Here is a 12535-nt window from a genome sequence, read left to right on the forward strand (position 1 = left end):
ATGGGTATCGAACGATGGCACGGCGGGCAGGTCCGGAAAACCTTGCTTGGGCGCAAAAAAACCCCCGCACATTGGCGGGGGCTTTCCGTACTCACACTGAGAAGGGGCTCAGGCTTCGGCTGCCTCGGTCTCACCTTCGTCGGCGTCCGCGTCATCACCATCTTCGGCCGCTGTCAGACCCGACGGAGCAGAGATGTTGCAGATTACGAAATCGCGGTCGATCGTCGGCTTCGCACCCTCGGGCAAAGTCACGTCCGAGATGTGGACGATGTCGCCGATTTCCATGCCGGTCAGGTCAATGGTGACCTTCTCGGGGATGTCGCCCGCCGTGACGATCAGTTCGATCTCAGGGCGCACAACAGTCAACATGCCGCCGCGCTTGAGGCCGGGGGTCTCTTCTTCGCCGATGAACTCGACCGGGATGAAGAGGTTGATCTTCGAGGTGCGGCGCAGGCGCATGAAATCGACGTGCGTCGGCAGGTCCTTGACCACGTCGCGCTGAACGTCGCGGCAGATGACGCGTACGTCCTCATGGCCATCAACCTTCAGGTTGAATAGGGTCGACTTGAACCGCCCGGCTTTAAGCCGCTGCAACAGTTTGTTGAACGGAAGGTTGATCGGTAGCGGGTCTTTCTCGCCACCAAAAACAATCCCCGGAACCATGCCGTCGCGACGTGCCTGACGAGCGGCGCCCTTGCCTGTCCCCGTCCGTTCCAGAGCTTCGAGATCAGGAATCTCACCAGCCATATTAATTCTCCATCTATAAGTGCAGAGTGCCTCCAAGGCTGTCACCCCGCGTGAAGCCGTGCCGGTAAACCGGATCGCCCCGCAAGGCAAGCGGTTTCATACCGTGCGGGGCTGGTTTCGCGCTGGACGGGGCGCGCGGGGCATGGCACCCGCAAGACATGTTGAGAGACTTGTACATCAGCCGTGGCCCGGCGGCAGCCTTTGTTGCCGTGGGTCTCTATTGGGGCGCATTCGCAGCCCTGGTGCCGGATCTGAAGCCGCAGGTCGGTCTGTCGGACGGTGGGTTCGGGCTGGCTATGCTGGTGTCGGCAACCGGCGCAGTCATGGCGATGTGGCTGGCACCTTGGGTGCAACGACGGTTAGGAGCGGTGGACCTGCCGGTATTAGGTGTCGTCATGGCGGCGGCTTTTCTATTGCCAGGCCTGTCGGGGACGGGCACGGGGTTCGCGCTGGCGATGATGGCGGGGGCGATGGCCTCTGGCACGCTGGACGTATCGATGAATGCACGGCTGTCCCTGCTTGAAGGACAGTCTCGGCGGCCACTGATGAACCTGAATCACGGGCTCTTCTCGCTGTCGTATGCGGTGGCGGCGCTGTCGACGGGCCTCGCACGAGAGGCGGGTTGGTCCCCCTTGGCAGTGTTTTCGGCGTTGGCGCTGCCGGTTTTGGCGCTCTGCGTCCAGATGGCCCGCGCCCCGGTGCGCGAAACGCCGCGCGCCGAGGACACGCCCGAGTCGGCGCCGTTGTCCTGGGTTTTGCTGGGGCCGCTGGGGCTGATCGTGTTGCTGGCCTTTATGGCCGAGCAGGGGACAGAGGGATGGTCGGCGTTGCATCTGGAGCGCGGATTGGGCGCTGGGGCGGCCATGGGTGCGCTGGGGCCTGCGATCTTGGGTCTGACCATGGCGGTCGGGCGATTTGGCGGGCAGGTGGTGGCGCAGCGGGTGTCAGAGGCGGCAGTGATCCGTCTGGCGGCCGTGTTGACGGCGGTGGGGGCGGTCTGCGCGGCCTGGGCGCCGGTTCTGTCGGTGGCCTATCTGGGCTTTGCGATTCTGGGGTTTGGTGTGTCCGTGGTCGCTCCGATGGCCTTTTCCTGGTGCGGACGGTTGGTCGCGCCAGAATACAAGGCGCTTGCCATCAGTCGGGTGGCCGTTCTGGGCTATGCAGGGTTTTTTGTCGGCCCGCCGCTGATGGGCGGCCTGTCCGAGGCCTTTGGCTTGGCTGCCTCGTTTAGCATGGTGGGCGGTCTGATGTTGGTGATCCCGTTGGTTCTGGTGCCGCTGGCGATGCGGTTTGAGGGGCGCGCGGTGCGCCCTGCAGAGTGACGCACCCTCGGCGTCGATGTTTCGCGCGCGAAACATTCCTTTGTTAACATGGTGTTAACGTGTTTCAGGCCCGGCGTGGGGCCGGGCCTGACCTGCCTTAGCTCCAGTCGCCGGAAAAGCCTTTGGGCACCATCAGAATGTCGCGGTCCACGGTGTTGATATCCGTATGCCCGCACAGCGCCATGGAGTGGTCCAGTTCCTTGTGGATCACCTGCAACGCCTCTGTGACGCCCTGTTCGCCGCGCGCGCCCAATCCGTAGACAAACGCGCGACCAATCCAGGCCGTCTTGGCCCCCAGCGCCCGCGCCTTGAGCACGTCCTGCCCGGACCGCACACCGCTGTCCATGTGGACCTCGATCTTGTCACCGACCGCGTCCACAATCGGTTCAAGCGCACGGATTGAGGACAGCGCCCCGTCCAACTGTCGACCGCCGTGGTTGGACACGACGATAGCATCCGCACCGACATTGCAGGCCTCCAGCGCATCGCGCGGGTCCATGATCCCCTTGATGATCAGCGGCCCGTCCCACATCTTGCGGAAATGGCGGATGCGGTCCCAGTTCAGCGACTGGTCAAAGCTCTCTGCCGTCCATGACGTCAACGAAGAGGGGTCTGTCACACCTTTGGCGTGGCCAACGATATTGCCGAAAAAGCGACGTTTCGTCTGGAGCATGTTCAGGCCCCAGGTCACCTTGGTCATCATGTTGGCGATGGATTTCGGCGTCAGTTTGGGTGGGGCGGACAGGCCGTTCTTGAGGTCCTTGTGACGCTGGCCCTGCAATTGCAGATCCACGGTAATTACCGCCGCCGAACAGTTTGCCGCCTTGGCCCGGTCAAACAGGTTCTGCATGAAGGCGTCGTCCTTCAGCGTGTAGACCTGCATCCAGAAAGGTTTGGTGGTGTTCTCGGCCACGTCTTCGATCGAGCAGATCGACATGGTCGACAGGCAGAAGGGCACGCCAAATTTCTCGGCGGCCCGGGCGGCTAGGATTTCACCGTCGGCGTGCTGCATCCCGGTCAAACCCACTGGTGCAAGTGCGACGGGCATCGCTGCGTCCTGTCCGATCATTTGCGTTTTCGTCGATCGGCCCGCCATGTCGATGGCCACCCGTTGCCGGAGGTAGATGTCGTCGAAATCCGAAGAGTTTTCGCGGAAGGTCTGTTCTGTCCAGCTGCCGGATTCGCAGTAGTCGTAAAACATCTTGGGGACGCGGCGGCGGTAGAGGCGCTTGAGGTCCTCGATTTCGGTAATCACGGGCATGACACGGCGCTTTCTTTGGAATTGGTAAGGTCCGATTACCAATGTAGAGGATTTCTGGCAATGCGACTCTTGGGACAGGTTGCGCCAATGCGCTACTGCAACGCCGCCAAGGTCAAGACGCGGAGGCAGTGAACATCCCTGTTCTGGAGAAATCAGCCAAAGTCGTCGGGGTAAACCGCCGCTGCCACTCGGCGCTTTGCGGCGGCCCCGCAGACCTGCTTTCTACAGATAGGATCAACGCGAACCCGCGCCGACCTCAGTGAGCTCAGGCGGAATGCGCGCCCGCCGCCAGTGAGGCGACAAACGACAGGATGTCCTCGACCGGTTTGCCCGCCGCGATCTCGGACACGATGGCCGATCCGACGACACACCCGTCAGCGACAGAGGCAATGGAGCGGCTGGTCTCGGGCGTGCGGATGCCAAAGCCCACGATTACCGGCAAATCGGTCTTGGCCTTTATCCGCGCCACTTCGGGGGCAACATCGGCGGCCTGTGCGGCCGCAGCACCCGTGATCCCGGTGATCGAGACGTAGTAGACAAACCCGGATGTGTTTTGCAGCACCTTGGGCAGGCGCTTGTCATCGGTGGTCGGGGTGGCGAGGCGGATAAAGTTCAGCCCGGCGGCCTGCGCGGGAATGCACAGTTCCTCATCCTCTTCGGGCGGCAGATCGACAATGATTAGCCCGTCGATTCCGGCCTCATTCGCTTGTGCCAGAAAAGTGTCGACGCCACGCGCATAGATCGGGTTGTAGTAGCCCATCATCACGATCGGCGTTTCGTTGTCGACCTTGCGGAAATCGCGGACCATTTGCAGGGTGCGGTCCAGCGTCATGCCCCCCTCAAGGGCCCGTTGTCCGGCCAATTGGATTGTCTCGCCGTCGGCCATCGGATCGGTAAAGGGCAGGCCCAGTTCGATCACGTCCACGCCAGCGCCGGGAAGACCTTTCATCACCGCCAGTGAGGTGTCCACATCGGGGTCCCCGGCCATGATGTAGGAGACAAAAGCTTTCCGTCCCTCGGCTTGCAACCGGGCGAAGGTGGATTCGATGCGTGTCATGGTTCACTCCCTGCAAGGCTTTCGCGTCTTGCCGGATGCGCGCGGGAAAAGCAATGCCGGGCGCGATCCGCGCAAAAGATGTAGGGTTTGTGACGGTTTCTTGACGTACCGCAAGGCGGGGGTGGTCCGGATCTGCGAAAATGAGCGGGAGAGACAAAAGGAGACCCCATGCCGTCTGAAAGTTCCGCCCCCGTCGCCCTTGATCCCACCAATGCGGCCGATCCGGTCGTCCCGGCCACAGTGGCGCCTGTTCCCGGCAGCTCCACCACCAATCCGCCAGCGCCCCCCCGTGTCCCGGTTGACCGGCGCCACCCGTCGCCGGATGAGATCCGACGCGCGTTTGAAACCGGCGAATACCCCTATGACACCAAGGTGTCACGCCGGGCGTATGAACGTGAAAAGGCGCGGCTGCAGGCTGAGTTGCTGAAGGTTCAGCATTGGGCGCAGGAAACCGGACAGAAATTCGTGCTGTTGTTCGAGGGCCGGGATGCCGCCGGAAAGGGCGGCACGATCAAACGTTTTACTGAACACCTCAACCCCCGGACTGCCCGCGTGGTGGCGCTGAACAAGCCCACCGACGAAGAGCGCGGCCAATGGTATTTCCAGCGCTACATTCAGCATTTGCCAACCAGCGGTGAAATCGTGCTGTATGACCGGTCGTGGTACAACCGGGCCGGGGTCGAACGGGTGATGGGGTTCTGTGAGCCCACCGATTATCTTGAGTTCATGCGTCAGACACCCGATTTCGAACGGATGCTCACGCGGTCCGGCATCCATATGTACAAATACTGGTTCTCGGTCACTCAAGACGAGCAGCGCGCGCGCTTTGCCAGTCGCGAAACAGATCCACTAAAGCAGTGGAAGCTGTCGCCGATTGATCTGGCCAGCCTTCACAAGTGGGATGACTATACCGAGGCCAAGGAGGCGATGTTCTTTTACACCGATACCGCCGATGCGCCTTGGACGGTGATCAAATCCGACGACAAGAAACGCGCCCGCCTGAACTGTATGCGTCACTTTCTGTCAACGCTGGACTATCCGGACAAGGATCGCAGGATTGTCCGCGCGCCGGACCCGCTGATTGTAGGCGGTGCGGGGCATGTGATCCATCGATCGGATCACATCTTGGGCAAGGCGCTGCATCCCGACACGCGGCGGGTCTGAGGGTCAGACGACCTCGTCGCCTAACCAGTCGGTAAGCGGCGCAAAATCGGTGATAGCCTGCCGGAGGGTGTCTTCGGGGTTTTCGGTCAGGCCATCGTCCAGACCGTCGCGCCATGCGACAAACCCCTTGTAGCGCAAAAGAGCCTCACGCGGGTGGTCGGCGGGGTACGGCGGTGGCACCCGTTGCAGGGTGGGCGGGTCCACCCGCCAACCTGCGGCGTCGATCATATCCCCAAGCGCCGCCCCTTGGTCCGCAGCAACAGCCGCGCGCCAGCGGTCCAGTTGCGCGGGCTCGAACCCCATGACGCCTGCGCCCAAGGTGGCATAGTCAGGAGACAGTCCCAGCATCCACGCCCGCCCGTCGGGCAGCGACCACATCATGTGCAGATGGATGTGGTAGGGGGTCTTGTCCTCGGCAAAGCGCACATCGCGGTGCGGGCGGAACAGTTTGGTGCGCGGGGTCATGCCCTGCGTTTCATGCATCCAGTTGGCGATTTGCGCCAACAGCTTTTCCGATGGTCGTTTCAGATTGCTGTCATAGCGCGACTTGTTGGCCTTGAACCAGTCACGCTCATTGTTTTCGGCCAGTTCGGTCAGGAATACGCGAGCGTCCGGCAGGAGCCGGTTGAGATCGACAGGTTCGGCCATGAAACGGCTCCATCGGGGAGGTTGCAGACAGCCTAGCACAGGTTCGCTTGCGGCGCACCAGTGCCCTTGTCATGGGCATATCCGATGCGTAATGGCAGGCCATGATCCGCCCAGACAACCATTCAACGCATATGCGGTCCATTCTGCGCTTGGGCCTGCCTTTGATTGGCGGGCATCTGGCGCAATTTGCCATCGGTCTGACCGACACGATCATGATGGGGTGGTACGGCGTACCGGAACTGGCTGCGCTTACGCTTGCCGGGTCGTTCTTTTTCACCTTGTTCCTGTTCGGATCGGGGTTTGCATGGGCGATTATGCCCATGGTTGCGCGCTATGCTGCGCTGAACGATGAGGTGCAGGTGCGCCGGGCCACGCGCATGGCGCTTTGGCTGTCGATCATTTACGCCCTGTTGGTCCTGCCGCTGATGTGGTTCTCAGGGGCGATCCTGACCGCCATTGGCCAGACAGAGCAGATTGCACAGATGGCGCAGGTTTATTTGCGCACGCTGGCCTTCGGCATGTTGCCCGCGCTGGGCGTGATGGTGATGAAAAGCTATCTTGCGGGGCTGGAACATACCCGCGTCGTGTTGTGGATCACCATTGTTGCCGCAGGGGCCAACGCGCTTGTCAACTACATGCTGATCTTTGGCAACTGGGGCGCCCCCGAGATGGGGATTGCAGGGGCGGCGCTGGCCTCGGTCACGGTACAACTGGTCTCTATGGGACTGATTGTTGTCTATGCTGTGCGTATCCTGCCGGAACATCAACTGTTCATCCGGTTCTGGAAACCGGACTGGGACATGTTCGGGCGGGTGTTCCAACTGGGCTGGCCCATCGGCTTGACCACCTTGGCCGAAGTGGGTCTGTTCGCCGCTTCGGCTGTTCTGATGGGGTGGCTGGGCACGATTCCGTTGGCCGCGCACGGCGTTGCGCTCCAAATCGCGACGGGAGCCTTTATGATCCAGATCGGCCTGTCCAATGCGGCCACGGTACGGGCCGGGGCGGCGCTGGGCCGGGGCGATACCCCGAACCTGCTGCGCGGGGCAGAGGTGGTCATTTTGCTGGGTGCCATTGCCGTTATCGTGACGGTTGCGATCTTCCTGATCTTTCCCGTGACGTTGATGGGATTCTTCATCGACCCGGCTGACCCGGACCGAGACGCGATCATTGCAACAGGGCGTGGCCTGCTGGCCATGGCGGCGCTGTTTCAGGTCGTCGATGCCGCGCAGGTCATCCACCTTGGCCTGCTGCGTGGGTTGCAGGACACCCGCGTGCCGATGATCGTGGCTGGCGTTGCCTATTGGGGAGTCGGAATGCCCTGCGCTTGGCTGTTCGGCATCCATCTTGGCTGGGGTGGTGAGGGGATCTGGCTGGGCCTTGTGCTGGGGCTTGCCGTGGCGGCGGTTCTGCTGATGCTGCGGTTCTGGCAACGCAGCGCGACCATCGTGTCACGTCACATGACGCTTGGGTAACCCTTTCGCCTATTGCGCGGCGTCTGGAGGTATTCCGCCATTGATGTGGACGCAGGGCTGGTGATTAAGTGTGTCCATCGGGCTGGGAACGCGGCCTGACCACGCATGGACCACAGGACAGTTTTCAGGAGACATCATAATGGCACACACCACGGACGCGGGCGGATACACACGCCAAGTCGGCATGGTCGAGGCTTTCAAACTTTTCTTCGCGAACTACATCAATTTCGAGGGCCGTTCGAACCGCGGTGAGTACTGGTGGGCCTTTCTTGCCATCATCCTCATTTCAATTGTTTTGTCGGTGGTCGACGGCATGATCGGCATGCCGCTGTTTGGTAGCATTTTTTCACTTGCCACGCTTGTGCCGGGCATCGCCATCGGCATCCGCCGCCTGCATGACATCGACAAGTCCGGCTGGTTCCTGCTGATTGGTCTGATTCCGCTCATCGGCGCGCTGGTGCTGATCTACTTCTTTGTCCAAAAGCCGACACCGGGTCCGAACCGCTTCGGCTAATCCGAATGTCTGACGTGACAGAAACAACCCCTCTTCCATCTGGAAGAGGGGTTTTGCATTTGGCGGGTCGCGTCTCGCCTTGCGCCGCTGCCAGCAGGCGACTAGAAGCGGCGCGTCACGCAATATGGAGGGTGTCGCATGGGCTTTCGGATGGGAATCGTGGGGCTGCCCAACGTGGGCAAGTCGACTCTGTTCAACGCGCTGACCAGAACCGCTGCTGCGCAGGCGGCAAACTTTCCGTTCTGCACGATCGAACCGAACGTCGGGGACGTGGCTGTCCCTGATCCTCGGCTGGATCAACTGGCGGGCATCGCGCAATCCAAACAGACCATCCCGACTCGGATCACCTTTGTCGACATCGCCGGTCTGGTTAAAGGCGCATCCAAGGGCGAGGGTCTCGGCAACCAGTTTCTGGCCAACATCCGTGAGGTGGATGCCATCGCCCATGTGGTGCGCTGCTTTGAGGATGACGACGTGACCCATGTCGATGGTCGGGTCGATCCAGTCTCTGATGCGGATACGATCGAGACGGAACTGATCATCGCCGACATGGAATCGCTGGAAAAGCGGTTGCAGAACATTGTCCGCAAGGTGCGCGGCGGCGACAAGGAGGCAGTCCAGCAAGAACGCCTGATGAAGCTGGCCCTTGCCGCGTTGGAAGAAGGCAAGCCTGCGCGCGTTGTCGAGGTGGATGAGGACGACCTCAAGGCGTGGCGGATGCTGCAACTGCTGACCTCCAAGCCGGTGCTTTATGTCTGCAACGTTGATGAGGGCGATGCGGCCGAGGGCAACGACCTGTCGCGCAAGGTGGGCGAGATGGCCGCCGCGCAGGGCAATTCTCATGTCGTGATCAGCGCCAAGATCGAAGAAGAGATCAGCCAGCTGGACGCCGATGAGGCGACTGAGTTCTTGGCGGAACTGGGACTTCAGGAAGCCGGGCTGGATCGTCTGATCAAGGCGGGCTACGAGCTGTTGGGCCTACAAACCTATTTCACCGTCGGACCCAAAGAGGCCCGCGCCTGGACGATCCGCGAAGGCACGTTGGCGCCGCAGGCGGCGGGGGTAATCCACGGCGATTTCGAACGCGGCTTTATCCGGGCCGAAACCATCGCATTTGACGATTACGTCACTTGCAACGGTGAGACAGGCGCCAAGGATGCGGGCAAAATGCGCGCCGAGGGCAAGAGTTATGAGGTCAAGGACGGCGACGTCCTGCACTTCCTCTTCAACACCTGAATTCGGTTGTCCGGCTATGGCCGGACAAGGCATCGTGCTGTTCGGCCTGCCTGCCTGAACTGGCGAAAAAAACCGAAGTCCTCGGTTCAAAAAGCTGCGCACAATCGGTGTCCTCAAGCGGTTCATCGGATTGGGCGCGGTGAACCAGGCCGTAGAATGCCGATCGACAAAATGCCGGGACTGAACAGCCTTCATCCCGCGGTCGGGGAAGAGGGGCATGGAAAGCTGATCGGCCGCACGGACGGTGCCATGAACCCGAAATGGCATGCCGTCACCGACGACCTAGGGCCGCCGATCCGGTACGTCGTCACCGCGGGACATGTCAGCGACGACGCCGACGCCAGTGAGCAGCCTGCCACCGACTGTAAGATCGAGGGTATGATGCGGACTGATTCCGTGAGACCTTGATCGACAGAAAGAATTGCACCCCGCATCCGGCACGATGAACAGCGCCACGGGTGCGTGCGGGCGGTCGATGCTGGCGGCAGATGTGACTTTGACAAAGACCTCCAGCCCGGGGCGGATCGGTCAATCTTGCGGAATACCGGCCCGAGCCGCGACACGCGCCGCGTGGTTTTCTGTCCCGGCATCGTGACGGGCCCCCGATCACCGAAAAGGACAATTCAGATTGCTCTTGGGCGGGGCCTCTGCAAACCTGCGAGTGTGTGTGTCCACGCTTTGACGCCCCGTGCGGCGATTAGCGTGCAGGTATCTGGTGCTTTCTGGGTTGGCTCTTACCGACCCGCCTGATCACAAGGAGACGACATGGGCCTGAACCGACGCCCTGACGCGGACCGACTGCCGGTCAGCCAACGCATCGACCAACGGATGCCAAACCCAAAACGTCGACAGATGCGACCAACCGACTGGGCAATCCGGGGTGAGTTGTTCCTGAATTGCTCCTGTACCGTGTTCTGTCCCTGCGTCGTCAGCCTGGGTCAGCACGATCCGACCGAAGGCGACTGCAAGGCCTGGATGGCGATCGCCATCGATGATGGGCATTTCGAGGGTGAAGACCTGACTGGCGTCAATGTGGGCTTGATGGTCGAGATCCCCGGCAAAATGGCGGAGGGCGACTGGAAGGTGGCCGTCTACATCGATGAGCGCGCCACGCCCGCTGCCTACAACGGTCTGCTCAAGATCCTGTCAGGTGAGGCGGGCGGCACCACCGGGCTGTTCACCTTGCTGGTGTCACAGATCATCGGGCACGAGCGCGAAAAGGTCGAGATTGTCCGCGAGGGCACCAAGCGCGGGCTGTACATCGGGCGCAAGATACAGGGCGAGATCGAGATGGTGCAGGGGGCCTCACCCGCAGAGCCTATCGTGATCAAAAACACCAAATACTGGATGGGGCCGGACGTGATCGTGGCCAAGGGGTTGAAAAGCAAGGTGCGCGACTATGGCCGGGTCTGGGATTTTTCCGGCAAATCAGGTGAGATTTGTGCGATCGACTGGAAAGGACCGGGGAAATGATGATCACGCCGGAGTATTGCCTGACGATGGCGCGCTACAACGCCTGGCAGAACCGGCAGGTGAAGGCGTTTTTTGCAAACCTGGATCCCGTGGCATTGAAACAGGACCGCAAGGCGTTTTTTGGATCGCTTTTGGGCACGGCCAACCACCTGCTTTGGGGGGACTTGATGTGGATGTCGCGGTTCACGGGGGCACCACCACCTGCGGGCGGGATCAAGGATACTCCGACGTTGACCGCAACGCGTGAGGAATGGGAGATCGCACGGTTCCGTGCGGATGCGGATATCCTGATCTGGTCCGAACGGCTCCGGGCGGTCGATCTGACCGGGGACCTGACCTGGTATTCGGGGGCGGTCGGACGCGAGGTGTCGAAACCCAAGGCGCTGTGTGTGGCACATATGTTCAACCACCAGACCCATCATCGCGGACAGATCCACGCCATGCTGACGGCCGCCGGGGTCGAGGCCCCAGTTAGCGATCTGGCATTCATGTCGGCAGAGGGGCCATGGCTGTAAGATAGCGAGACACGAGACGTGCGTTGTTTCGCCTTGCAGTGAAAGGTGCCCCGCCCGCCGACCCGTCGAGGCCCGCACGATACGCTGTATCGGATCAAAGGAGAGGTCGATGTTCAAGGTTTTGACTGGCAAAAGGCACGAGGAGAGCGCCAAGTCCTCTGCCAGCGAGCAGCTATTCCCCGGATGTTTTCCTTGAACATAGTATCCGGGGCAGAGGGGACTTTGGCGGTCCAATTTACCACCTTGAACGACGTGGATGGGCGGAGGATTGGGCCGGTTGGCGGGCTGGTCCGTACCTGTCCACTTATGCCGAGTATGGATTTCGCGGGCACGGTCGAGGCATTCTCGAACGACGGCTATGCTCCCGACGACAAGTTGGAGTGGGAGATTTCGACCGCCGCCCTGACGGATGTGGCGCAACAGCGCGGCGAAATCCTCAAGGGTCAGATCACGAGCCGCATTGTTAAGGAGATACATGCATGAGCTATGACGACCAAAACATCTTCGCCAAGATCCTGCGCGCCGAGATCCCTGCAACGCGCGTTTTTGAGGACGACGATACGCTGTGTTTCATGGACATCTTTCCGCGCGCGGACGGGCACTGTCTGGTGATCCCCAAGACGCCTTGCCGCAATTTGCTCGATGCCTCACCCGCGCAACTGGCTGCCGTCATGGCGACCACGCAAAAGGTCGCCAAAGCCGCGATGGCAGCGTTGCAGGCAGACGGCATATCGGTCCAGCAATTCAACGAGGGACCGGGCGGGCAGGAGGTCTTTCACCTGCATTTCCACATACTGCCTCGATGGTCCGGCGTGTCCCTGCGCCCACCGGGCCAACCGGGTAATATGACGCGGATCGCTGAATTCGCGGGGAAGCTGCGCACCGCTTTAGGTTAAACGCACCCTTCGATGCAGCGATCCCAACATCCAGAAATCCCGGTTTTCGATTGAACAAATTCGATTTGCGGCGTAAATGGTCGCTTTCGTACCATAAAGGGACCATTCGGTCCGCGTCTTTCCGCGCAGCGTCCATAATCTTGACGATGGTGGGGAACAAAAACGCTCCGGTTCGATGTTACACGGGACCGAAGTGCATTCGGCGCGCTGGCCCCTAAAAAAACAAGAAA

14 protein-coding genes are annotated in these 12535 nt (G+C 61.1%); 10 read left to right on the forward strand and 4 right to left on the reverse strand.

Going from position 1 to position 12535, the window contains the following annotated elements; translation table 11 throughout:
* Positions 1-108: 108 nt before the first annotated feature.
* Positions 109-747: a 50S ribosomal protein L25/general stress protein Ctc gene (locus tag ANTHELSMS3_RS13310; RefSeq protein WP_094035289.1), complete on the reverse strand. Its 639-nt coding sequence runs from the start codon at positions 745-747 to the stop codon at positions 109-111.
* A gap of 158 nt (positions 748-905) precedes the next feature.
* On the opposite strand from ANTHELSMS3_RS13310, the gene ANTHELSMS3_RS13315 reads away from it, so the two are divergent.
* Positions 906-2069 (forward strand): MFS transporter, encoded by a 1164-nt coding sequence (locus tag ANTHELSMS3_RS13315; RefSeq protein ID WP_094035290.1) that lies wholly within the window; start codon positions 906-908, stop codon positions 2067-2069.
* A gap of 97 nt (positions 2070-2166) precedes the next feature.
* On the opposite strand, the gene ANTHELSMS3_RS13320 is transcribed toward ANTHELSMS3_RS13315, so the two are convergent.
* A complete protein-coding gene (locus tag ANTHELSMS3_RS13320) occupies positions 2167-3330 on the reverse strand; it encodes an alpha-hydroxy acid oxidase (RefSeq protein WP_094035291.1) in 1164 nt (387 codons plus the stop codon).
* A gap of 265 nt (positions 3331-3595) precedes the next feature.
* The gene (gene trpA, locus ANTHELSMS3_RS13325) at positions 3596-4387 is read right to left on the reverse strand and encodes a tryptophan synthase subunit alpha (protein WP_094035292.1); all 792 of its coding nucleotides are present in this window, start codon (positions 4385-4387) and stop codon (positions 3596-3598) included.
* A 168-nt stretch (positions 4388-4555) separates the two neighbouring features.
* Here trpA and ppk2 point away from each other — a divergent pair, with 168 nt between their 5' ends.
* Complete coding sequence (gene ppk2 / locus ANTHELSMS3_RS13330) at positions 4556-5551, forward strand: polyphosphate kinase 2 (RefSeq protein WP_094035293.1); 996 nt, start codon at positions 4556-4558, stop codon at positions 5549-5551.
* Positions 5552-5554: 3 nt separating this feature from the next.
* Here the strand turns inward: ppk2 and ANTHELSMS3_RS13335 are convergent, their stop codons facing one another.
* A complete protein-coding gene (locus tag ANTHELSMS3_RS13335; protein ID WP_094035294.1) occupies positions 5555-6199 on the reverse strand; it encodes a TIGR02453 family protein in 645 nt (214 codons plus the stop codon).
* 101 nt (positions 6200-6300) lie between these two features.
* Between ANTHELSMS3_RS13335 and ANTHELSMS3_RS13340 the strand changes: the two genes are divergently transcribed.
* The 8 genes from ANTHELSMS3_RS13340 to ANTHELSMS3_RS13375 all read left to right on the forward strand — a co-directional run bounded on the left by ANTHELSMS3_RS13340 (position 6301) and on the right by ANTHELSMS3_RS13375 (position 12305).
* Positions 6301-7671, forward strand: coding sequence for an MATE family efflux transporter (locus ANTHELSMS3_RS13340; RefSeq protein WP_094035295.1), 1371 nt, complete (start codon positions 6301-6303; stop codon positions 7669-7671).
* 139 nt (positions 7672-7810) lie between these two features.
* A complete protein-coding gene (locus ANTHELSMS3_RS13345; RefSeq protein WP_198319806.1) occupies positions 7811-8185 on the forward strand; it encodes a DUF805 domain-containing protein in 375 nt (124 codons plus the stop codon).
* Between the two features lie 138 nt (positions 8186-8323).
* Positions 8324-9421 carry a redox-regulated ATPase YchF gene (gene ychF, locus ANTHELSMS3_RS13350; RefSeq protein ID WP_094035296.1) on the forward strand — a complete coding sequence of 366 codons (1098 nt, stop codon included), beginning with the start codon at positions 8324-8326 and terminating at the stop codon, positions 9419-9421.
* 156 nt (positions 9422-9577) lie between these two features.
* Complete coding sequence (locus tag ANTHELSMS3_RS13355) at positions 9578-9829, forward strand: hypothetical protein (protein WP_094035297.1); 252 nt, start codon at positions 9578-9580, stop codon at positions 9827-9829.
* A 357-nt stretch (positions 9830-10186) separates the two neighbouring features.
* The gene (locus tag ANTHELSMS3_RS13360; RefSeq protein ID WP_094035298.1) at positions 10187-10894 is read left to right on the forward strand and encodes a DUF1326 domain-containing protein; all 708 of its coding nucleotides are present in this window, start codon (positions 10187-10189) and stop codon (positions 10892-10894) included.
* Positions 10891-11409 carry a DinB family protein gene (locus tag ANTHELSMS3_RS13365; RefSeq protein ID WP_254694737.1) on the forward strand — a complete coding sequence of 173 codons (519 nt, stop codon included), beginning with the start codon at positions 10891-10893 and terminating at the stop codon, positions 11407-11409. Before ANTHELSMS3_RS13360 ends, ANTHELSMS3_RS13365 begins: the two co-directional genes overlap by 4 nt.
* Before the next feature lie 192 nt (positions 11410-11601).
* The gene (locus tag ANTHELSMS3_RS13370; RefSeq protein WP_157733509.1) at positions 11602-11892 is read left to right on the forward strand and encodes a hypothetical protein; all 291 of its coding nucleotides are present in this window, start codon (positions 11602-11604) and stop codon (positions 11890-11892) included.
* Positions 11889-12305, forward strand: coding sequence for an HIT family protein (locus tag ANTHELSMS3_RS13375; protein WP_094035300.1), 417 nt, complete (start codon positions 11889-11891; stop codon positions 12303-12305). The genes ANTHELSMS3_RS13370 and ANTHELSMS3_RS13375 overlap by 4 nt, the downstream gene beginning before the upstream one ends.
* Positions 12306-12535 lie beyond the last annotated feature (230 nt).

Origin of the sequence: Antarctobacter heliothermus (assembly GCF_002237555.1) — a bacterium.
Classification (GTDB): Bacteria; Pseudomonadota; Alphaproteobacteria; order Rhodobacterales; family Rhodobacteraceae; genus Antarctobacter; species Antarctobacter heliothermus_B.

Bases quoted from the DNA above. Each gene is read 5' to 3' on its own strand.
- ANTHELSMS3_RS13320 (WP_094035291.1), bottom strand. From the start codon at position 3,330: ATGCCCGTGATTACCGAAATCGAGGACCTCAAGCGCCTCTACCGCCGC.
- ANTHELSMS3_RS13310 (WP_094035289.1), bottom strand. From the start codon at position 747: ATGGCTGGTGAGATTCCTGATCTCGAAGCTCTGGAACGGACGGGGACA.
- ANTHELSMS3_RS13365 (WP_254694737.1), top strand. From the start codon at position 10,891: ATGATGATCACGCCGGAGTATTGCCTGACGATGGCGCGCTACAACGCC.
- ANTHELSMS3_RS13355 (WP_094035297.1), top strand. From the start codon at position 9,578: ATGCCGATCGACAAAATGCCGGGACTGAACAGCCTTCATCCCGCGGTC.
- ANTHELSMS3_RS13315 (WP_094035290.1), top strand. From the start codon at position 906: ATGTTGAGAGACTTGTACATCAGCCGTGGCCCGGCGGCAGCCTTTGTT.
- ANTHELSMS3_RS13340 (WP_094035295.1), top strand. From the start codon at position 6,301: ATGATCCGCCCAGACAACCATTCAACGCATATGCGGTCCATTCTGCGC.
- ppk2 (WP_094035293.1), top strand. From the start codon at position 4,556: ATGCCGTCTGAAAGTTCCGCCCCCGTCGCCCTTGATCCCACCAATGCG.
- ANTHELSMS3_RS13335 (WP_094035294.1), bottom strand. From the start codon at position 6,199: ATGGCCGAACCTGTCGATCTCAACCGGCTCCTGCCGGACGCTCGCGTA.
- trpA (WP_094035292.1), bottom strand. From the start codon at position 4,387: ATGACACGCATCGAATCCACCTTCGCCCGGTTGCAAGCCGAGGGACGG.
- ANTHELSMS3_RS13345 (WP_198319806.1), top strand. From the start codon at position 7,811: ATGGCACACACCACGGACGCGGGCGGATACACACGCCAAGTCGGCATG.
- ANTHELSMS3_RS13375 (WP_094035300.1), top strand. From the start codon at position 11,889: ATGAGCTATGACGACCAAAACATCTTCGCCAAGATCCTGCGCGCCGAG.
- ANTHELSMS3_RS13360 (WP_094035298.1), top strand. From the start codon at position 10,187: ATGGGCCTGAACCGACGCCCTGACGCGGACCGACTGCCGGTCAGCCAA.
- ychF (WP_094035296.1), top strand. From the start codon at position 8,324: ATGGGCTTTCGGATGGGAATCGTGGGGCTGCCCAACGTGGGCAAGTCG.